Raw genomic sequence first — 21916 nt, forward strand, 5'->3', positions numbered from 1 at the left:
GCCGTCGAACGAAACGCCAGCCAACCCGCGAACACGGCAAATCGAGATTTGCACTCCGCACAGCGACTCGAACAGACCCTACCGGAGTGCAAACCTCGGTTTGCCTCGATGCTTATTCAAACTGAGCCGCAATTTGCCGCTGGATTTTTTCCGCCATGGCTTTGCGGTCCGCGGCGTCGCGGATCGGCCGGCCCACCACCAAATAATCGGCGCCGCTTTGGATGGCCTGTTCGACGCTAACCGCCCGTTTCTGGTCGTCGTCTTCCCGGTTGTCGACCGGTCGTATGCCCGGCGTAATCACCAATAACTTGTCGCCCAACTGGGCGCGAATCAATTCCGCTTCCATGCCCGACGACACGATACCGTCGCAACCAATTTGCAGCGCCCGCTTGGCGCGCGACAGCACCAATTCGCGCACATCGCATTGAAAGCCCAAGTCGTCCAAATCGCCCCGGTCCAGGCTAGTCAACGCCGTCACCGCCAAGACCTTCAGATTGCCCTTGGCTTCGGCCGCGGCTTCCATGATGGAATCGTTGCCGTGTATCGTTGCCAGGTCCACGCCCTTGCTGCTCAGGGCTTTGATCGCTCGCCCGACGGTGGCGGGTATGTCGAAAAACTTGAGGTCCACGAAGACTTTCTTGTCGCGCGCCTTCAACCATTCGATAAAGCCGAAATAGTCGCCGGACATAAACAGTTCCATACCGACTTTATAAAACACCACGGAATCGCCCAGTTCCTCGACCAGGGCTTGGGCTTCGGCGATGCTGGCGACGTCCAGCGCCATGATCAGGCGTTCGCGAGGAGGAATGGGTTTTTGAGAGATAAAGGTATTTGACATGAGAAGTCCGAATTAACGTTAACGGCGAGATTTTAACCGCAAGCCGGATTTAAATTGGGAGCATTTGCTGGCCCGTCAAAGGCCTGGGCGGGGATAAACACGCAAACACCGTGTCCGCGCGGGAAGGGCGGAACAAAATGACTAAGCCGCGCGAGGCTTTCCTGCGATTTATCCAAGGCGGTGTAGGCCGAATTCGTGACCGTTTTCCGAGCGTGACGTGAACAAGCGACGGAACTTTTCCTGGAAAAACTTTCACGGAATGGATTTTTGCATCATTATTAACTTGGAAAAGTGGGGTAACCGATGACGAAAACATTAGGATGTCATTAAAAACGACAGATCGGAATGCCGTTCGCGTATAAATCGGCCGTTTGTTTACGGCTGCGGGAATGCTTGCATTCGGGCCGGGGAGTCGTAAAGCATTGATTAGCAGGCTAAAGGTATCGCCGAAAGGCGTTTTGCGACTTTGTCGGCGTGATGATGAACCAAGATGGTGCGGTTGCAACTCTATGGATGGTCGGCAAAAAACTCGGGCACTGGGCACTTAGCGCGTGTTGTGCCTGATGAAGATTGGCTTATCGGTGTATCCTTAAGGCGCACTCGGGATGGTGTGTTCGGTCACGCTTGACATTGCTGCGGTGGGCCACGAGTGGAACCAGCGTTTAGAGGTATGGCAATCGTCGGGGGCTTCCCGGCTAGCAGGGATAACTGGTGTGCATTTTGCTGACAGTTACGTTTGAATCCAGTCGCCGCATCGAACGGCTGGCTTATAGAAGCGGCCTATCAGTGTTTGCAACGACTTAAAACACCGAAAGGCCGAATCGATAGTCGGGTAGGGAGCCTAGATTCATGGGGCTGAAATAAAGTGCTGATAAATTATTGGATCAGCGCGGATCAATCGGATGTTCAACGAATAGTCTATAACTTCTGGATATGAACCAACTTCGCTCAAAAGGATTTATCCGTCCCTTGCGGCCTGAAATGCAAGGGGTTAAACGCGCCATCGATACCGGGATCATTTTTGTGTCGATGTTTGCGTCGCTGGAGCTCTATCAAATCCCTTTCACGCGCGAGTATTTGATCCTCTTCATCGCTTGTACGGTGTTGTTCGGTATCTTCGCCGAACATCAAGAGATCTATCACGGTTGGCGCGGCGACCCGATGTTCGACGATGCATTGCGGATTTTACTGTCGTGGATAGGCTCGTTTGCGGTGGTGTCCAGCGGCGTGTACTTGCTGGAGCCGGATTTCGAATTCTCCAAGCAAGTGCTCGAGTTGTGGTTTCCGCTGGTGCCGTTGGGCATTATATTGGTGCACACGCTTCGGCGAGCGACATTGTCGTTTCTGCGTTTGCACGGCTTGAATGTCCGTTATTACGCGATATTGGGTGCCAATCCACTCGGCAAGCGCTTGAATATCGCGCTGACCGAAATGCCCTGGTTGGGCTACCATTTTGCCGGCTACTTTGACGATCGCGTCGAAAACCCGCAACGCCGCGAGCAAGGCGAGTTGATAGAAGACGACATTACCGGCGATTTCAAGGAATTGTTAAAGCGCAGTCAGCGTGGCGAGATCGACCATATCTACATTACCCTGCCGCTCCGCGCCGAAGTACGGATCAATCAGTTGATCCGCGAACTGGCCGACAGTACGGTGTCGGTGAATATCGTTCCCGATTTTTTCACCTTCAACCTGATGCAATCCAAACTCAGCAGCGTCAAGGGTATCCCGGTAGTCAGCGTGTTCGACACCCCGCTCAATTCGGTGTTGGACGGTATGGCCAAACGTCTGGAAGACTTGGTGTTGTGCTCGCTGATTTTGCCGCTGATCGCGATTCCGATGCTTCTGATTGCGCTCGCGGTCAAGGTCACTTCGCCCGGTCCCGTCATCTTCAAACAATTGCGTTACGGCGTAAAGGGCGAGCCGATCGAAGTCTGGAAATTCCGCTCGATGTCGGTCTGCGAAAACGGCGACACCGTCAAGCAAGCCACCGCCAACGACAGCCGGGTCACGCCGCTGGGCGCGTTTTTGCGGCGGACATCGCTGGACGAATTGCCGCAATTTCTTAACGTTCTGCGCGGTACAATGTCCGTCGTCGGCCCGCGCCCGCACGCGATTGCCCATAACGAATATTACCGCAAGCAAATTCAGGGCTACATGCTACGCCACAAAATGAAACCCGGCATCACCGGCTTGGCGCAAATCAGCGGCTGCCGGGGCGAAACCGAAACCATCGACAAAATGCAGGCCCGCATTCACTACGATCTGGAATACATCCGCCAATGGTCGCTGTGGCTGGACATTAAGATCGTGTTCATGACCGTCTTCAAGGGCTTTGTCGGGGAGCAGGCGTATTAGCCAGCAACTTCGACTATAGTCGTCGTGGAATTAAATTAATTCGGCGACAAGTCCAAAGTTGCGTCACGCACTGCAGCGGACGCAGTATCTAAACAAAATATCCAATGTGACAAATTATGAGGCTAAGGTTCATTGATTTAACCGTTATTCTAATGGTGATTTTGCTGCCATTGAATAATATGAAGCTGATGCCGCAGCAGGTTCTGGGGATGACCGGATTTAATCCTGTAAATATAGTCTGGTTGCTTGCGGCCGCAATGGTTTTCTTTAATAGAAAAAAAAATGAATACAAAGTGCAAGGTGTTTTTTTTGCGCCGCAAGTTACCATATTTTTTCTAGCTTATATTATGGCAGTATTGTGGGCGGTGCTGGATTTTGAAAAAATGCACCCCCCAGGTGGATATAAGATTGCCAAGGGGGATTTGATTGTAAAGGATTTATTTAAAGCGATTCAGTTATTAGTAGCGGGTTGGATTGTTTATAAATATAAAGCAATAAGAGGAGGAAAATATATAGAATTGGCAATCCAATTGCTTCCGGTAATAATGCTTGGGTTTGCGATACTGTTCTATATCGTTGATATCCCAAGCGCCAGTGTAACCGAAGATGGCGAATACGCGACCGGACGCGATGCGATATCGGCAAATATCGGGTTCCACGCCAATGGATTGGGGGGGCTGGCGGTTAGCATATTTGCATACCTAGTTGTTGGACTACGCAAAGGGGCATCTATTGGGCGCCTAATCGGAATCGCGGCGGCATTAATGTTGGTGGTAATTTCATTTTCGAGAATGTCTTATGTTGCAGTGGTAGTCGTTTATTTGTTGTTAAGCCGGAGATTACCGGTAAAGCATAATCTATTAGCAATCATAATGGCGTTTTTGGTGATTTTGGCATTTCTGCCTCAAATCATATCCCGTGTTCAATACGGTATGGAAGGAGGGAATAAAAACCTCAATGAGGTATCGGCGGGACGGGTTGAGTATATTTGGATACCCGCTCTGAAAACTGTGCAGAATAATATTTTACTTGGCCAAGGATTATATGGGATTTGGAAGGGTGAAAAAATAAAGACTAAGCAAGGCACAATAGCACTACCTTCACATCCCCATAACGCTTACCTGCAAATACTATTAGATATGGGGGTTGTCGGATTCACATTTGTGACACTATTAATTGGACGGTTATGGCGCGTATCAAAATTAAATCTCGGATTCAGGTATGCATTAATAAGCTGGTTGTTAATGGCGCTCACCGGAAATTCATTTTACCCCAATCCATTTAATTATTTAATATGGGTAATGTATGGGTTAGCACTCATAGAAGATCAGCGAGCCGAATCCTCATTGGCCTAATCTGGATTTTAAACTGAGATAAAACAAACCATGCGAATAATGATAATGGTGTCATCCTTGGTATATGGAGGGTGCGAAACACAGGTGATTGCGACTGTGAAAGGATTGATTTCCAAAAATATCGATGTGTTTCTATATTTTTTGGAAAACAGAGTGCCTAGGCTAAGCGAGTTACAAGATGAAATAACGTCTGGAAAATTAGAATATTTTATCGGAAACAAGGCTCACATGTTGGACTTGCAGGCGATTAAGGATATACGGCGGAACTTGATACGTTGGCAGCCGGATTTAGTGCACAGTTTTTTATTTCATTCCGATATTTATAGCCGCTTCGCTTTGTTAGGATTAAAAATACCTTTGATAAATTCAGAGCGAAATCACGAGTACAGGCTTAAGTCCAGGCAATTATTGCTACATTACTTGACAAGATTTAGAGCGGATGCAGTTATTGCGAACACGCATGCAGGTGCAAAATTTGCAGCGACGAGATACAGATTGCCGGAATCTTCCATTTATGTGGTTTGGAATGGCATCGATATAGACAGTATTAATGCCAAAGCATCAGATGATTCGATCGACATTAAAAGAGAATATTTTGGTCAGGAGAATATAAAATTAGCAACAATGGTAGCTAGTATTAAGCCCCAGAAGAATCATGCCTTAGCGCTGGATGTTGCTACAGAATTAATTAGTATGGACCCGACATGGCGGGTGCTATTTGTGGGTGGGGCTATAGAGGGCAGTAAAGATTCGCATTGTAATACGATAATAGCAAAGTATTCTCGGCTAAAAAACTCTCAAAATATCCGCCTTACGCCAAACACGGATAAAGTGATATCGATCATAAAACAAAGCGACGTATTCTTTCTTACCTCAAAGCACGAAGGATTCCCTAACGTCATCATGGAGGCGATGACACTGGGTGTTCCGATTGCCAGCACGAATTATTCCGATATTAAAATGATTGAGCCACTTAAGAATTATATCGTGGATAATTTTGATGCTGTAGAAATGGCTTGCACTATCCATAGAGCATACGATGATCGCCAATTATGCGAGGAAATCTTTCCGAAATGGGTCGCGGAAAACGTATCGTTGGATTTAATGATAGAAAAATTGATTTTCATATACCAGTCAACAATAAATAGGTGCGTCGGATGAAAATCATTAATGTAGTCAGCTCTTTGGTGTACGGGGGGGCCGAAACTCAGGTTATTAATTTAAGCAAGGAGCTTGTGAGGCAAGGCCATAATGTAAAGATTGTGTCTTTGAGCAATTACAATCCACGATCGTTTGAACTAGTAGATGTGGGCGTCGGATTCGAAAGTTTGAATAAAAAGCTTAAATTGGATTTTTCTTCAATAATTCAGCTGAGAAGAATTGTAAAGGAATTTCAGCCGGATATTGTTCACGGTTATCTGTATGACGCTGAACTGTATGCTCGATTGGCGGGGTATGGTTTAAAGATACCGATTATAAACTCCGAGAGGAATCATAACTATAAAATAAAGCCACTACAGCGAATAGCGGATGCCTTGACATGTTGGCTGATAACCGCAGTTGTTGCGAATAGCAATTCAGGTCGGCGATTTGCGGTCAAAAGGTTGCCATTGCTCGAAAAATGCAGATTCCATGTGGTTTGGAATGGAATTGAAGTTGAATCGGTAGAAAAGCGGGTGGCGTCTTGTACGTCCGATTATAAATTGGAGTTTTTTGGTAACAACGATATTAAACTAGCATGCATGGTTGCCGCAATTAAGCCTCAAAAGAATTATGAGCTTGCTCTGAATGTGGCGGAAGAATTGATAAGTCTTGACTCACGATGGCGCGTGGTATTTTTAGGAAATAAATTGGAAATTAGCGGTGGGACGTATATGGATTTTATTCTTAACAAATATAAATTAATGAAGCATGGGGACAAAATTGTTTTTTTGGGTAATCGAAACGATGTCTTGGAGATTCTAAGTCAATCTGATGTCTCGTTTTTGACTTCCGAATATGAGGGCTTTCCGAACGCAGTTTTAGAGTCGTTGTCAGTTGGAACGCCAACGGTTACAACATATTTCTCCGATATTGAAGATATAACTCCGTTCGACTGGAGTATTGAAAAGAGCAATAATGTTTTGAGTTTTGTTGAAAAAATACGGCACGCCGAAGCCGTTAGAGATCAAATATCGAGGGATTGTAAGAATCATGTGATTAAAAATTTTTCTATAGAGAAATCAGTTAATGACTTGGTTGATGTTTATAAAATATATTCTGAGGTTGGAGCATGCTGATTGAGTTTATTAGGCAGATTAGGGATAGGCGTCATATTAAAAACGCCATATCGAAAGGCATGATAGTTGGCGAAAGATTCAGAGCAATGGGTAAGGTTAATTACGGGTCTGAACCTTACTTAATTAGAATTGGTAATCATGTTACGCTGTCCTTTGAAGTCTGTTTTATTACGCATGATGGCGGGACATGGGTTTATAGAGATCGATACGATGAGCTCGCTGATGTAACGCGCTATGGTCCAATTCGCATTTATGATAATTGCTTCATCGGTGCACGGGCGATAATAATGCCAAATGTAAAGATTGGGCCGAATAGCTTAGTGGCAGCAGGTGCCGTTGTAACCAAGGATGTTCCGCCAAATTCCGTGTATGGTGGAGTACCGGCCAAACTGATCATGACTTATGATCAATACGTGGCAAAGTGCTCGGAAGCGGGTCAACGAGTGAGTAAAATACACAAACGACAGCGCCTATTGAAAATGTTTGATAACTTTTTAAACGGGTGATATGCGTAGGTTTTTTAGGCTAACTTTTTTTACGTTATTTGGAAAAGTACTTTCAATATTTATACTCGCTTACATAGCAAGAAAGCTTTCTACTGACGATATTGCATATATCAGCATCGTACCATCGCTTGCCATTTTGATGACCTCAACGTTTTCATTTGGGGTAAACACGCTCTTAGAAAAAGACGTGCCAAAACTTATGGTTAGTGATACCCATAAAGCCTTTGGCCTTCTTCGCAAAGGGATGTTAGTAAATTTGGGTGCGATTGTTCTGGTCGCGTTATGCTTTATCTTTTATTCCGACTTTATCGGCCGTGTTATTTTTAAAAGTCAAAGCTCTGAAAATGACTTTGGATATCTAATATTCCCTTTGTTGGGGTATATGGCAATTAACGCTTTGTCTTTACCTTTTCAATTAACCGGAAAAGTTGATGTCTTCGGTTTTTATAGAATTTATAGTGATATGTTGTCTAAGCTGTGCGCGATAGGTTTCTATACTATGCAGATAAGTGCTCAACCTGTGTTGAATGGATTGCTGATAGGGCAGTTGCCATTTGTTTTGGCGGCGCTTTTCAAGCATAGAGCGTGGCTGTTTAATTTGAATCATTGTACAACTCCGGTTTGGCTGAAATGGAGTTGGGGATTTTATTTGGAATCGATTGTAAATGCCGTACGGGTATGGGGAGATACCTTATTGATTTCTAGTTTATTTGGAAGTGAGCCATTGGCTAATTATTATGTTGTTAAACGAATTGCCGATCAAATAAACGTATTATATCAGCCCTTTGTAACGACATTAGTGCCGATCATATCCGCTAGTTATTCATCAGGCATGGAGAATTTACGCCAAAAATTCCGCGTATGCTGGGTAGCGACGATTCCGCTATTTATCGCGATCGCCGCTTGCTTTTCTACGTTATCCCCGTTTTTGATAAAAATGATCGCTGGAACAGCTTACATGGGGAGTTTGCTATTGGCGGTTGTACTGATCTGGGGTGTATACGGCTTAGTGTTGTACTCGATATCAAGTAGAATTTTATTGATTATAGGCGACAGTATGGCGCGGTTTAAAATCGCCTTGTTTCAGGTTGTTAGTACTTTGCTTTGTATCGGGATTTTAATAGATTATGGAGCGCTTGGGCTCGGGGCGTCATGGCTCGCAGGCTCGGCAATAGCGGTGGTCGGGGTTATTGTGAAAGCCAGGCATTATGGGTTTATATGGCCAAGCTTATATCCTGCAACATTGATGAATGTTATGGCGGCTTGTTGGTCTTGTTATGCAGTATTGGTATTGCATAACGTTAACTCCGAAATGGACTATTTGATATTAGCGGTCGCAGGGAATCTTGCTTTGATCACGATCTTTATCATCACGACGTATTCGGTTGATAGGGATGTTTGCGATGAGTTGCGCCGTAAAATTTCGAAAAGATGTTAACACCGATGGGATGTATTAAGCCGTATTTTAGTTTCGGAGCTTATAGTTTTTTGCTGTCGACAGATTTTTTCCAGTTTTTAAATGACGGGTTCGATAATGAAAAAAATTTTATTGACAGGTAATCAGTTAGGCACCGCTAGTGGCATAGCGACTCATCTTGAGAATTTAATTTCTGCTTTTCACGGTAGCGATTGCCAGTTTATACACTTTTGCACAGGGTCACCTATAAGTAATGAAACTAAGCTTGGAAAATCTCTACGCCTTTTTTTGGGCCCTTTGCGTTTTGTTATGGTTCTCTTCCGAGAACGTCCAGGCCTCGTTCATATCAATACGTCAATGGACAACAAAGGGTTTTTTAGGGATTCGATATTTGTCGCATTGTCAAAAGTTCTTGGCCGACCGGTCGTTTTGCAATTACATGCTGGTTTGGAGCCCGATGATTTCTTTTTAGCAACCAAATGCTTTTTATCGCGTTTCCGACGAATGGTGTTGAAGCATGCGGATGTCGTGGTGTTGCTCACACAAAGGGAAATGGAATTTGGCAAGTCCTTTTGTCAATACAAAAAACTAATGGTAGTGCCTAACGCGATAGACAGCAATTTAGCGGTCAAGCCAAAGTCAATCAGCCTAGACGCCGTTCGCTTACTGTATATAGGTCGATTGACTCGAGAAAAAGGAATATTACAGGTGATTGAGGCATTGAGCGAACTGAAATCAAGAGGTTACAAAAACATATATCTTGATATCGCCGGGGAGGGGCCTTTTGAAAACGAGCTTAAGCAGGTCGCGGAAGCGCTTAAATTAGAAGACGAGTGCAAGTTTTTGGGGCTGGTGACTGGAAACATTAAGCAGCTTCTATGGGAAAAGGCCTCGTTGTTTGTATTTCCGACATATTTTAAAGAAGGCCTTCCGTATGCGTTATTAGAGGCTTTGGCTTCGGCAACTCCTTCGATTACAACGGCTGCTGGCGGAATACCTGAAATTATAGTTGATAAATTTAACGGTTTAATCATACAGCCATTGAATATGATGGGTGTTGTTCACGCTGTGGAGTTTTTAGTAAAAAATCCTGAAATATATTCGGAGTTGTCGAGTAATGCTTTGGTTAAAGCAAGAACAGAGTTTGATCTCAATAGCTTACGATCCAGTTTTCAATATATGTATAATGATATTTGGAATATTTAATGGCTATTCAATCGAGGGTCAGATTAACAGAATTAGATTCTTTAAGGGGAGTTGCCGCAGTTTCGGTCGTTTTATATCATTATACCTGCAGATATCATGAATTATTCGGTCATAAAATAGATCCGATTTGGAGTGTTGATTTCGGTAAGCAAGGCGTGAAGCTTTTTTTTCTAATCAGCGGGTTTGTAATATTTATGACCCTTAATAGAACTCGATATGTAAAACATTTTGTTCTGTCTAGGATTATCAGATTGTTTCCGGCATATTGGTGCGCTGTGTTGATCACTTTTGTAGTGGTCTCAATTTCAGAACTTACCGAACGGAAAGTTTCAATACAAGATGCGCTGATTAATTTAACCATGCTTCAATATTGGTTCTCGGTGCCTAGTGTGGATGGGGTTTACTGGACTCTTAACGTGGAATTGTCATTCTACGTGCTTATTGCCTTCATATACTTTGTCGTGCCACAAGCATACTTTGATACTGCTATGGCGTTTTGGTTGCTTACTGAATGCATATGCTTAGCAGTCGATCAGTTATTCACAGTTGATGTTCCTGGAAAGATTAGACAGTTATTGGTGTTGGATTATGGGCATTTATTCATCGCAGGAATTATGTTTTATAAGATTTATTCGCAAAAATGTAAATGGCTTTATTGTTATGTTGTTATTGCATTCTGCCTGGAGATTCTAATATCCCCTGCGACCACAATTATATGCGGCGCATACTTTATAGCGTTTATTTTTCTGGTAAATGGTCGGTTGGGTTTTCTTTCGAATAAGGTGTTGGTCTTTTTGGGTAGTATTTCCTACAGCCTTTACCTGATTCATCAGAATGTAGGGTATGTGATTATTTATTCGTTATATAAACATGGCTTTGCAAGCCCGATTTCTGTGATTCTTGTGCCGCTGTTTTTCTCATTGCTACTGGCGTCCTTTATGTTCCTATTCATAGAAAGGCCGTCATTACTTGCGTTAAAGTCGCGCTTACTAAAAGCTTAAGTAACCTTTGACAATTGTCGTAGAACAGGATGCTGTTGACAACAGATACTCGATATGTTGGATTGATAATACTGGCTGCTATAACCGTGCTTTTTTTTGCAACAGTGCCTGGGTTTATATGTCGGCTAAATTCTGATATGGATGCGCTTGAAAAATGTGTCAAAGCTAAAAGTTGGGTGCTGTCTCGAGGCAATAATGTATTTGAGTATGACGCCAATACCCATAAAATTTTATTAAGGTCGAGTTCTAGTCAACCTGCGGCATCGCTTAGTTGCGACATTAATCATTCCGGTTTACCCCGCTTTTTGTGGGTAAAGACTCTTGCATTATTTAATAAAGAGGCGCAAAGAACACAGGTCGGCGGAAAGGCTAGGATAATCTTGCTCTCTATCGATAGTAATCATAAAGCTAGATACGATTACCCACATGTTCTTTTTAGTTCGGATATGAATACTAATTGGAACTCGTTTGAGAAAGTATTTGAAATTGAACCTTCGGCAATACAAATACGCTTAAGTCTTGAGTTATTAAATCAGAGGGGGGTGGTTGCTATTAAACAATTGTCGCTTTGTCCTGTTGAGCCTAATAATGCGCACACCGTAATTCGCAGGGTTTTGCTACTAGTTTGGGTGTTGGCTATTTGGTTTGCAATGTTGCCGTTATTGTTAGAACATAATACGGGCAATCGCCGCCTTTTGATAGGTGTTTGTGTTCTTTTAATCTTGGCAGGTGTATTAGTTCCAGAAGTCTTCAAGGTTAAATTAGGCTCCTTATTTCAAACAACTGCTCTTGTTGATTATCATCTGAATGGTTTAGATATTAAGAGACTAGTTAACTTCACATTTTCTTTGCCTTCATTCGATATTTTTAAAATAGGACACTTCTTATTGTTTTTTGCACTTGCTGTCTTGGATTGTTCGGCGAGGGAAAATGTAACGCATTTTTTTTTTAAAATAGCTTTGTTTGCCATGGTCACCGAAGTGTTACAACTATTTGTTCAAGGTAGAACACCAAGTGTTGGCGATGCTTTAGTTGATACGATAGGTAGCTTATTGGGTGTTGTATTAGTTTGGGTGGCATTTGTGCGTTTCTATTTCTGGCGCTCTTAATCTTATAGTTGGACGAAGCCGCTAACGCGGAGAAGAACCCCAACGTCTGGTTGTTTATAAAATGTAACCTCAAGCCCTCATTTCGAGGGAACATTTTACTACGAATCAATAGGTTACGCGTCAATGACAACATCTTCCGAATCCCCTTTCAAGCAAAACTATCAAACCCATCTTAAACACCTAAAGCTCAAAGGCTTGCAGCCCAAGACGATAGAGGCTTACGCCCGTGCCATTCGCCGCGTCGGCGAGTATTTCGACGAACAGATTGAGGACCTGTCCGAAGCGCAGTTGACCGATTATTTCACCGATTTGCTGGCGTCGCACTCCTGGAGTTCGGTCAAACTCGATCTGTACGGCCTCAAGTTCTATTATACCCATGTGCTGCATAAACCTTGGGCCGCTCCCGGCCTGATCAAGCCGCCCAGAGCCCAGCGTTTGCCGGACATCGTCACGGTGGACGAGGCTCGGCAGCTTTTTTGGGCGACCCGCACCCTCAGTTATAAGGTGTTCTTTTTCACGCTCTACAGTCTGGGTCTGCGCCTGGGTGAAGGCTTGCGACTGCAAGTGGCGGATATCGATGCCGACCGCCAGCGCGTGCATATCCGCGATGCCAAGGGCAATAAAGATCGGCTGGTGCCGTTGCCGGCGGCGACCTTGGATTTGCTGCGCCGTTTCTGGCAAGTTCATCGCAACCCGGTGCTACTGTTTCCTAATCGTCACGGCGGCCTGAATGGGGCGGGTCGAGCGACCACGCCGCTGGATCGGGGCGGCGTGCAAACGACGTTGCGCAAGGTAGCTGAAGATTGCGGTTTAAAAAAAGATCAGCCCTCACAGCCTTCGCCACAGCTACTCTACCCATCTGATCGAAGCCGGTGTCGATCTGCTGGAAGTGCAGAAAATCCTCGGCCACCATAGCATGCTGACCACTGCCCGATACACCCATCTGACCGACGGCACGAACCAAAATGCCGGCGAGGCGATTAATGCCTTGATGAATGGCTTCGCCATCGACTGGGGGAAGGTCAGATGATTTTATTACCCGCCATCATCGAAACCTTCGAAGCCGAGTTTCTAGCCGATTATCAGGATAGGCTTCTTCCCAATCAACGTCAGGCGCTGGCCGCCATGAAGCACTGCCGCACCTCACAAAGTCCCGTCATGCTGGCACAATGCGGCGACTGCTCCCAACACGTCTACGTGCCGCATTCCTGCGGCCATCGAAACTGCCCGCATTGCCAGTCTCACGAATCTCAACAATGGCTGGAAAGGCAATTGCAAAGGCAGGTACCCGCCGAGTATTTTTTGGTGACCTTCACCTTGCCCAAGGAACTCAGGTCGCTGGCTTGGCAGCAGCAACGTACGCTTTACAGTTTAATGACCCGCTGTAGTTGGAAGACCCTGAAAACCTTCGCGCAAAACGACCCGCAGCTCAAAGGGAATGCCGGCGCCATCACGGTATTGCACACCCATTCCAACGCTTCGATTACCACCCGCATGTCCATTGCGTGATACCTGCGGCGGCCATCGATACGGAAAAGCGCTTGTGGCGAACCAAACGCGGTAAAAAAGGCCAAGACAAAAAACAAACCGGCTACTTGTTCAACCACAAGACATTGGCCAAGGTCTTTCGCGCCAAATTGCTAGAGGCGATCACGCGAGCCGGGCTTGATTTGCCGCCCCGTTACGCTGAAACCTGGGTTGTAGACGTCAAGTCCGTCGGCAGTGGCGACAAGGCGCTGGTTTATCTTGGACGCTATCTTTATAAAGGCGTCATCCAGGAAAAAGACATTGTCGCCTGTAGGGACGGCCAAGTGACGTTTCGCTACCAAGACAGTAAAACCCGCCGAATGCGAACTCGAACGCTGCCCGGCGCCCAGTTCCTTTGGCTGATCCTCCGGCATGTTTTACCCAAGGGCTTCAGGCGCGCCCGCAACTTAGGTTTTTTGCACCCCAACAGCAAACGGCTGATCGGCTTGCTGCAATACCTGATCGGCTTGAATCCAAACCGGGCACTGGTATGGCTGAGAAAACGGCCACCATTCACCTGCGCCTGCTGCGGCGGAGAAATGCGGATTGTGGGAACGCGCATCCCGCCGATCTTACGCAGCCAGACCATGCCCACCGGCCAACCGGGTTGAGGAAGTCACAGGCTATGTAAACAATTAGCGCAGCCGGCCAAGCGATCATCGGCCTTTTTAAGGTCGACAGCTTCGTTCGGCCAAAATCAGGCTAAAACATCCCCAAAAACGGGCTTCCGATGCCATCTAAGCGGCAGGGGCGATGCTTCCGGGGAGTTTCCTGGGCTTGAAGCGATCATTAGGCCTTCGTGACCCAAGTGCTCCGAAAAGCTATTTTCTTATATAAAGCATGCAGTCAACGCTGTGGCCACCAGGCTTGTCCAACAACCGGTTCAGATTGTGGTTCGCGTTGCTCACACAATCTAACCTTATTCGTTATGCTGATTACAAAATTGTAATCTACGCCTATTTTATATGGCTTCATTTACTTAGAATTGGTTATGCTAATTTGGTCGGTTGCGTTAATAAAGTTGAGTTTCTTTGCTGGAGATGTCTCGCAAAATTGTAATGATTTATTTTGAAGTGTGGCACAAGGGTCGGCGTAGATGCTGTCTAATTCAGTTCCAAATTTAATCCAATCTTGCCAATTTGTTGTTTTGTAGGGAGATGCTTCATCCAGTATTTGGTATCTTACATTGACCGGTTGCGAGTTTTGGCTCCAAATTAGATTTTTATATATTGAAGTTGATTTCATGGGGATTTCGTACCTTATAAATATCGAATTTTGGGCGGTGTTAGTTGAAATGAGGATGTTTTCTGAAACTTCGTTATTTTCCGGCCATAAGTAATTGTTCATTGGCTTGGCTAAGTCCGGATAGGCGTTCTTCCAGACCTTTGTCGTATGCGGTGAGTTTTTTAACCGTTCTTGCAATTGCGTCCAATCCATACGCTTTTCTCGATTCAATATCCAAACAGCGCTTTGATTGGTTTCAATGTAATTGTTGCGAATTCTATTATCTCTACCTCCGTTAATGTGTATGCCTATTTCTCCGGGATTAATTAGAATATTGTTGGAGATATCAAAACCACTTGAGCCGTTATCAATATAAATTCCACGGCCTTCCACGGGCGATTTGTAAATAGCAGTGTTTGCAACTTGATCGACATGGTCCAGGCCATAACCCATAATATCTGAAATGAAGTTATGTTTTATTAAATTGCCCCTAGAACTCCAGTTGCCGCCAGAATATATTGCACCGCAATCCGCGCAATCAAGGCATAAGTGATTCAGCTCGTTTCCAGAAATGGTGTGATTATTGCCATAAATCATTACTCCTATATTAGAGCTGCGCTCAATTAGATTATGAGAAATGGTGGTGCCGACGCCGGATACCAGTATGGCTGGATGGGAAGTGAAAATGTTGGTTGAAATATTAAAAAAATGATTGTTTTCGATAATGTTTCTTGAAGGAGCTAATTTTATTAAGTCGCCACCGTCTACGGTTACTCCTGCTCCTCCCGTATCATGGATCACGCTGTTTTCAATTCTGATGTTGTCGCTTGCGTTAACATCTATCGCTTTTGTTCCTGCGTGGTGAATATCAACATTCCCGAATACTACGAAATGGGATTTATTTACGGTGATTGCAGATTTACGGCTGTAAACAAAAGTGAAATTTGAAAATTTGAGGTTGTTTGCGCCGTTAATACTAAGTATGTTCGGGGTGAAAGACATGGTGATTATGTCTCTATTACTGTTGATTGGCGGAATTATTTCGACAGTATTCTTGTTGGAATTCAAATACCATTCTCCAGGGGCGTCAAGTAAGGAGCGATGGTTTTGGAGTATGAATTGGCGTCCGGCTTGTAAGGGATATTTGGTCGGATATTTCAGTGATATGTTACTGCCTGTTTGGTTGACATTTGCAACGTCAAGATATTCGTCATACCATCCGTTGCCTGGAAATATATGAGTTTGTAAGCCGTCTATTTCTCCATCCAGAAAGGGAGGCGGTTCGTAGGGTTGGAAGGACAGGTTGGTTGAGGTAGGTTGCTTGATATGCGCCCACATCTCATTCGGCCAGCGGGCTAATGTTAGCTTCGTGTCATTTATATAAATCTGGAAGCCCGGTTTTAGATTATCCAACCGGCTATTTTGATCTTGATCTGTGGTATTTTCGGCAGATAGCGGAGTTTTCGGGATTTCGCATATCAGTCGCGATGTCTCTGTTACTGAGCAGGCAAGACTTTTCCCAGCAGTTATAATGGTTTCGTCGCGACTCGCTCCTTGCCATAAAATTGGTTTATCCGTGGTTCCAGAATCTCTGGCATCAAAAATTAGCGATTCGGTTATATCGAATATTCCCGGTGAGACATGGACCGTTATAGGTTCGCTAAACTGGCCGGTTTTTTTTAACGCTCTTATCGATAGTTGAGCTTTAAACAGTGTACGGAAGGGGCCAGTTGTTGGTGATGTTGGTTTTTCAGATAGTCCGTCCGCTTCATCGCTACCATTTGGGGAAATATAATAGTCGGTCGCCGTCGCGCTCTGGACTATGGCCGTTTGCCCAATTATTATCGCGATTACTGTCTTGCGAAAGGTCTCGAGGTAATCGAATCTATTCATGCTGACGCCGCCTCGATCTATTTGTAATATGGTTCTGCGCAGTATTAGCGCTTTGCCGCGCGGATAGAAAGGTTTCCGCGCGGCACGCCGCTTACTTCACGATGCCAAAATCCGAAGGAAGGCCTTGAATACCCAATGATATTGCGGGCGACGAATCGCACGTCAAACTAATTTTTTTACCAACTATGCTTAAGCACGGATCGGCATTAATGGTACCCTGCTCAATGTTTTTTTTCATCCATTCAGGCCATAGGGATCCACCTTTCGATTCTCCAGTATCCAATATTTTATAGTCGATTCTTAACTGACTAGTGGCATGCCAAACAATGTTGTCCATAATAGTATTACCGACGGAGGGGATCTGATATTTGAACGAATAGCCTAGGTAGGTGGTGGAAATAAATATATTCCTCACGATCTGATTGCCTTCCGGCCAGGTTTCGTTGCTCATTGGTTCTGATAGCTTTGGATATTTCGTTTTCCAGACAGGGCTATCGATTGGCATGGAATCGAGCGAATCCCGATTAATGTTCCAGTCGTAATACGGGCTGCGTGAATCTATATATATTGCCTTTTTGTTGGTTTTTACAATGTTGTTTTCGATGTTGTTGTCTCTGCCGCCACCAATTTGAATGCCTATATAGCCGGCATTCACTACTAAATTGCCGAATACATTGAAGCCGCTTACTCCGTTGTCGAGGTATATGCCACGGGCGCTATCGTATTTATACTGAATGATATTTTTATCAACGTTTAACGTATCTAAATTAAGAGTATATCCGTATGAATCGTGTATGTAGTTATATCGAAGTACATTGCCGCGATAAGTCCAGTCGCCTGCCGAATAGATTGAACCACAATCGCCGGAGGTTATGCATATTCGAGAGATATCGTTTCTTTCAACAAAATGATCGTTACCTCTAATATATATTGCTCCGCCATTGCCGTTTGTAATAGTGTTGTGGCTAATTAGCGCGCCTACGCCGTTAACAATAATAGCGTCTGCAATGTTAAATAATATGTCAGAATATTCGTAAATATAATTGTTAAGTATTTTGTTGCCGGACTGAGTTAGTGTGACTCTGTCGCCGCCGGATAAGCTTATTCCGCCGCGGCCTGTGCTGTGGATTACGTTATTGCTAACTGTGACGGATGTGCTATTAGTGCCATTTATTCCCGCGCCGCCTACGTTATTTATTTCCAAATTATCCAGAATAATTGCATTGGTGTTGTCCAATACAATAGCCGAACTTGTGCTGTGTCTGAACGTTAAGTTGCTAAATTTAATATTTTTTGTGCCTGTTAGAGTTACGAGATTCTTTGAATTCGATATATATACTTTTTTTGCGGCGCTGCCATAAGGAGGAATAAATAATATTTGCTCATTCGCGTTATCGTAAAACCATTCGTTTTCTATTGTCAGTGCGGATGCTACATTGTCGATATAAAATCGGCGGCCTACTCCAATTTCGTTATTGGTTGGTGTGCTGAGTTCTATTTGATTGTTGATAAGATCGATATTCGACACGCCGATATACTGATCGAAATAGTCGTTACCGGCATAAATATGTACACGCGCATTACTAGTTTCGGATTGAAAGTCGGGCAAGGTTTGAAATGCCTTGAATTTAGTATTGGTATTCAATGGGGTTCTTACGTAAGCCCAGCCGTAATCTGGCCAGCGTGCCAGTTGCATTCTGACATCGTCGACAAAGACCTCAAATTTTGGGGCATTTCCTTTGATCCTGGAATCGGTTTCCTGTGTAATACTTGCGACTGTGCTATTCGGTAGTGGGCAGTTAAGAACTTGCTCAGGTTGATTTTCATCATAAGCGCTGCAACCTTTCAGTTGAATGGCACCGGTTACTAAAGTTCCACCTTTGACTCCATCCCAGATGATCTCCTTGCCGACTTCGCCCGAATCGGCGTCGGTGAATTCCAGTGCTGAAGGAAGTTGGAAAGTGCCTGCCGCGATGTGCACAGTAACGGGTTCCGTTAGGCCGCCGGTGGCTTTTAGGTCGCGAACTGCTTGTTGGGCCTTGCCCAGCGTTTTGAATGGACCGGTTTTGGTTTTGGTGTTGACGGTGACCGAGGACCCATCCAGTAAATCACTACCGGAAGGTGACACGTAAATGTCTCGGGCCATTGACACCGAACAAATTTGCAGCGATGCTAAAAGTAGAAATAGTCTCATTGACATAACAATCTCCATAAAAGTGATACAGACACAAAGTGGCGCCGTCCACGGAATACAAGCGGTAAAAAAAATTACGATTCTTGGGGTGACGTTTCCGGTCCTTGGATACGAGGATACGTTGAAAATATTTCAGGAGTGGGTCCTAGCAGATATACCACATCAAGTCTGCATTGCCAATGTTCATACGGTCGTATCGTGCCGCGCCGACGCCGAATTGAGGCATATCACCAATAATTCGATGGCGACCATGGACGGCCTACCGCTGGTGTGGTACGCCAAATATGTTAATAACGTCGATGCCACGCGAGTATGCGGTCCGGATTTAATGCTGAAGTGTCTGGACGTCGGGCAGGCGAGAGGTTGGAAACATTATTTCTTGGGCGGCAGAAACGAAGTATTGGAAGAGCTGGTGTTTCGCACTCGCCAGCAGTTTCCTCGGGCCGAACTGGTTGGGCACTATTCGCCACCGTTTCGCCCGCTTTCGCCTGAGGAAGATCAGGTGCTGGTCGATAGGATCAATCAATCGGGGGCCGACTTTCTATGGGTCGGTTTAGGGGCGCCTAAGCAGGAAAAATGGATCGCGGCCCATTTGGATAGAATCAAGGTGCCTGTGCAGTTGGGCGTCGGTGCCGCTTTCGATTTTCATTCCGGCTATATCCGACGCGCACCGATATGGATGCAGCGTTCCGGCCTGGAGTGGGTTTATAGGGTGATCAAGGATAAGCGTCTTGTTAAACGATATCTTACTACAAATCCAAGGTTTTTGATGTGTTTTGTTGTCGATCTGGTTTGGGTTAGATTGTTTAAGATTAATAGATGAGCCGATTTTAAGATGGTTTTTGTCTTGAGGGTTTGCGGATGTTTATATATCGCTAAATTTTAATTGTCGCTTGTTTTTGGTGCTGATTTACAATTTCGCGCAACGAAGTTTCTTTCTGGGATAGGGGCATGATAAAAAGTTTATACAGCCAGAAGTTGTTGGCTTTGCAGGGGCTAAGAGCATACGCTGCGGTTTTGGTTGTTGTTGCCCACGCAGTGCTTACCTTTTATAAAAAAGTTTTAGGTGGGGATTTTGGATCAATGCCAGCTGGCACTCTTGGGGTAAAAATTTTTTTCTTGATAAGCGGGTTTATTATTTATACAACTACAAAAAAACTGAAACAAGGCGTGGTTAGTTTTCGTATTTTTGTGATTAAGAGGCTAATTCGTATATTGCCATTGTATTACGGGGCTACAATAATTTATTATTTAAAGCTTAGTTTTCAAGGGGTAAGTGTTGGATACGAGCAGTTGATTTTGTCTTTTATGTTTATTCCATTTGTGAACCATGAAGGATTAATGCAGCCGGTTCTTGGGCAGGGCTGGACGTTAAATTTTGAGATGTTTTTTTATACGATTTTTGCATTGACGATATTGGTTGCCTCTCAATGGCGATTGGCTTTTGTATCTGGAGTACTGGGTGTATTTTGCTTATTAAGCTATTTTTTCCCTCTTTCCGCGGATTCTTCGGATGTTCTTAAAAGCTTTTATTTTTATACTGACTTGAACTCACTTGGTTATTTTGTCGGTGGAATGCTGGTTGCGCGGTTACGTATGCATTTTCCCTCATTTGGTATAACGAATGAGCTATCCGCGATGATTGTTGTGTTTTTTGTTTTGAGTTTGTTTTTGTTTTTTTACGACGATTTGCTTGATTCTGGCGTTTTGGTTAGTGCCCAGATAGCTGTATTTGGAGTGGTTTGTTTTGTAACCTGCGTGTTCGTATCGGATCGGGCGAGCGAAGAGAATCTGTTTACTAGGTTTTTACATCTGTGTGGAGATGCCTCATACAGTATTTATTTGTTTCATGGGTTTATTCTGGGTGCTGTGGCTCGCCTATTGACAAGGCTTCATATCGATTTTCCGATGACTGTTTATGTCGTAATGATGGTTGTAATTTGCTTAGTTTTTGGGATGTTTACTTATAGATATGTTGAAAAACCGTTGATTAGAAAGCTGAACTCAATGTTTTTGATTTGAGTTGATTGATTTTTTATATTTGGATTTGCTTGGAAGTTTCTGTGTTTTGTAAGCGATGTTTGAATGACGTACTTGAACAGAATCGAACAATGTTCTAACGGTTAGAGAGTGATTAAGCCGTTGGCTTGGCGAGACGCCAAGGCAGCAATGCTTCGAAGTCTTCGACGGTTTTTGCCAGTGGCAACTGACGGAACAATGCCACCAGATAGGTGTAGGGTTCGATGCCATTGGCCTTGCAGGTTTCGATGAGCGAATAGAGATTCGCGCTGGCATGGGCACCGGCTACTGTGTCGCAGAACAACCAGTTTCGGCGACCCACCACAAAGGGACGTATGGCGTTTTCGCAGCGATTGTTGTCGATAGGCCAGTCACCATTCTCGACGAAACGCGTCAATTTGGGCCATTGCGACGATAGATACTGCAGGGCCTTGCCCAGCAAACTGCCAGGCGTCACTGCATGCAGATGCTGTAGCAGCAAGCCTTCGATCTTGGCCAAAACCGGTCGGCTTTGTTCCTGGCGCTGTTGCCTGCGCTGTTCGGCGTGGAGGTCTTTGGTCTTAGCTTCAATGGCGTACAATTCGCCCATCGCCGCAATAAACTGCGTCGCCAGCTGTTCCGGGCCGCGTGCAGCCTTGGGTATGGCCGCTTCCGCTTCGACAAAATAGCGGCGCGCATGCGCCCAGCAGCCGAGGTGAATGGCACCCTGCACCGCCGCAATGGCGTTATACACTTCATAGCCGTCGCTCATCAGCACCGTGCCGGGTTTGATGCCGTCATACAGCGGCTGCGCATGAGTGCCCCCACGACCGGGCGTGTAGCTGAACAGTCGAATCGGCGGTCCGGAGCCGGTCATTTGTGCCTACAGATAGCTTTTGCTTTGCGCGGCTCGGCCGGATTCTTTGAGCACTTGAACCACGGTTTCGTCGCCCAGGATCAGATCGGCATCGAGCAGATGGTCGCGCAGCAAGTTGATGATGGGTTGCACTG

At 45.0% G+C, this 21916-nt stretch carries 16 protein-coding genes and 2 pseudogenes; 14 read left to right on the forward strand and 4 right to left on the reverse strand.

Features of this window, described 5'->3' with window-relative positions; genetic code table 11:
- Positions 1–112: 112 nt before the first annotated feature.
- Positions 113–838, reverse strand: coding sequence for an orotidine-5'-phosphate decarboxylase (pyrF, locus tag A1355_RS01105; RefSeq protein WP_064024121.1), 726 nt, complete (start codon positions 836–838; stop codon positions 113–115).
- Between the two features lie 981 nt (positions 839–1819).
- On the opposite strand from pyrF, the gene A1355_RS01110 reads away from it, so the two are divergent.
- From A1355_RS01110 to A1355_RS01160, 12 genes and pseudogenes are all read left to right on the forward strand, one after another.
- Positions 1820–3196: an undecaprenyl-phosphate glucose phosphotransferase gene (locus A1355_RS01110; protein WP_231883511.1), complete on the forward strand. Its 1377-nt coding sequence runs from the start codon at positions 1820–1822 to the stop codon at positions 3194–3196.
- A 152-nt stretch (positions 3197–3348) separates the two neighbouring features.
- Positions 3349–4551 carry an O-antigen ligase family protein gene (locus A1355_RS01115; RefSeq protein ID WP_064024125.1) on the forward strand — a complete coding sequence of 401 codons (1203 nt, stop codon included), beginning with the start codon at positions 3349–3351 and terminating at the stop codon, positions 4549–4551.
- A gap of 45 nt (positions 4552–4596) precedes the next feature.
- Positions 4597–5712, forward strand: a complete 1116-nt coding sequence (locus A1355_RS01120) for a glycosyltransferase family 4 protein (protein ID WP_269454740.1) — start codon at positions 4597–4599, stop codon at positions 5710–5712.
- The gene (locus tag A1355_RS01125) at positions 5709–6830 is read left to right on the forward strand and encodes a glycosyltransferase (protein WP_064024129.1); all 1122 of its coding nucleotides are present in this window, start codon (positions 5709–5711) and stop codon (positions 6828–6830) included. Before A1355_RS01120 ends, A1355_RS01125 begins: the two co-directional genes overlap by 4 nt.
- Positions 6824–7336, forward strand: coding sequence for an acyltransferase (locus A1355_RS01130; RefSeq protein ID WP_064024131.1), 513 nt, complete (start codon positions 6824–6826; stop codon positions 7334–7336). The genes A1355_RS01125 and A1355_RS01130 overlap by 7 nt, the downstream gene beginning before the upstream one ends.
- Position 7337: 1 nt before the next feature.
- Positions 7338–8774 carry a lipopolysaccharide biosynthesis protein gene (locus tag A1355_RS01135; protein ID WP_064024133.1) on the forward strand — a complete coding sequence of 479 codons (1437 nt, stop codon included), beginning with the start codon at positions 7338–7340 and terminating at the stop codon, positions 8772–8774.
- A gap of 96 nt (positions 8775–8870) precedes the next feature.
- Complete coding sequence (locus A1355_RS01140; RefSeq protein WP_197471678.1) at positions 8871–9959, forward strand: glycosyltransferase family 4 protein; 1089 nt, start codon at positions 8871–8873, stop codon at positions 9957–9959.
- A complete protein-coding gene (locus tag A1355_RS01145) occupies positions 9959–10960 on the forward strand; it encodes an acyltransferase family protein (RefSeq protein ID WP_064024137.1) in 1002 nt (333 codons plus the stop codon). Before A1355_RS01140 ends, A1355_RS01145 begins: the two co-directional genes overlap by 1 nt.
- 35 nt (positions 10961–10995) lie before the next feature.
- On the forward strand, positions 10996–12069 hold the full coding sequence (locus A1355_RS24215; protein ID WP_197471679.1) for a VanZ family protein: 1074 nt from the start codon (positions 10996–10998) through the stop codon (positions 12067–12069).
- Between the two features lie 123 nt (positions 12070–12192).
- Complete coding sequence (locus tag A1355_RS01155) at positions 12193–12984, forward strand: tyrosine-type recombinase/integrase (protein ID WP_064024142.1); 792 nt, start codon at positions 12193–12195, stop codon at positions 12982–12984.
- Positions 12932–13099, forward strand: coding sequence for a hypothetical protein (locus A1355_RS26365; RefSeq protein WP_331710098.1), 168 nt, complete (start codon positions 12932–12934; stop codon positions 13097–13099). The genes A1355_RS01155 and A1355_RS26365 overlap by 53 nt, the downstream gene beginning before the upstream one ends.
- Positions 13096–14207, forward strand: a pseudogene (locus tag A1355_RS01160) (IS91 family transposase). The gene A1355_RS26365 and the pseudogene A1355_RS01160 overlap by 4 nt, the downstream one beginning before the upstream one ends.
- Positions 14208–14571: 364 nt before the next feature.
- Here the strand turns inward: A1355_RS01160 and A1355_RS01165 are convergent.
- On the reverse strand, positions 14572–16713 hold the full coding sequence (locus A1355_RS01165) for a right-handed parallel beta-helix repeat-containing protein (RefSeq protein ID WP_064024144.1): 2142 nt from the start codon (positions 16711–16713) through the stop codon (positions 14572–14574).
- Positions 16714–16804: 91 nt separating this feature from the next.
- Complete coding sequence (locus A1355_RS01170; protein WP_197471681.1) at positions 16805–18841, reverse strand: right-handed parallel beta-helix repeat-containing protein; 2037 nt, start codon at positions 18839–18841, stop codon at positions 16805–16807.
- Between the two features lie 4 nt (positions 18842–18845).
- Between A1355_RS01170 and A1355_RS01175 the strand changes: the two genes are divergently transcribed.
- Together A1355_RS01175 and A1355_RS01180 are read left to right on the forward strand one after the other, a co-directional pair.
- On the forward strand, positions 18846–19730 hold the full coding sequence (locus A1355_RS01175) for a WecB/TagA/CpsF family glycosyltransferase (protein ID WP_082885284.1): 885 nt from the start codon (positions 18846–18848) through the stop codon (positions 19728–19730).
- 128 nt (positions 19731–19858) lie between these two features.
- Positions 19859–20929, forward strand: a complete 1071-nt coding sequence (locus tag A1355_RS01180) for an acyltransferase family protein (protein ID WP_064024148.1) — start codon at positions 19859–19861, stop codon at positions 20927–20929.
- 112 nt (positions 20930–21041) lie between these two features.
- On the opposite strand, the pseudogene tnpC reads toward A1355_RS01180, so the two are convergent.
- Positions 21042–21914 (reverse strand): annotated as a pseudogene (gene tnpC / locus A1355_RS01185) (IS66 family transposase).
- Positions 21915–21916 lie beyond the last annotated feature (2 nt).

It is taken from the genome of Methylomonas koyamae (assembly GCF_001644025.1).
GTDB classification, from domain to species: Bacteria; Pseudomonadota; Gammaproteobacteria; order Methylococcales; family Methylomonadaceae; genus Methylomonas; species Methylomonas koyamae_A.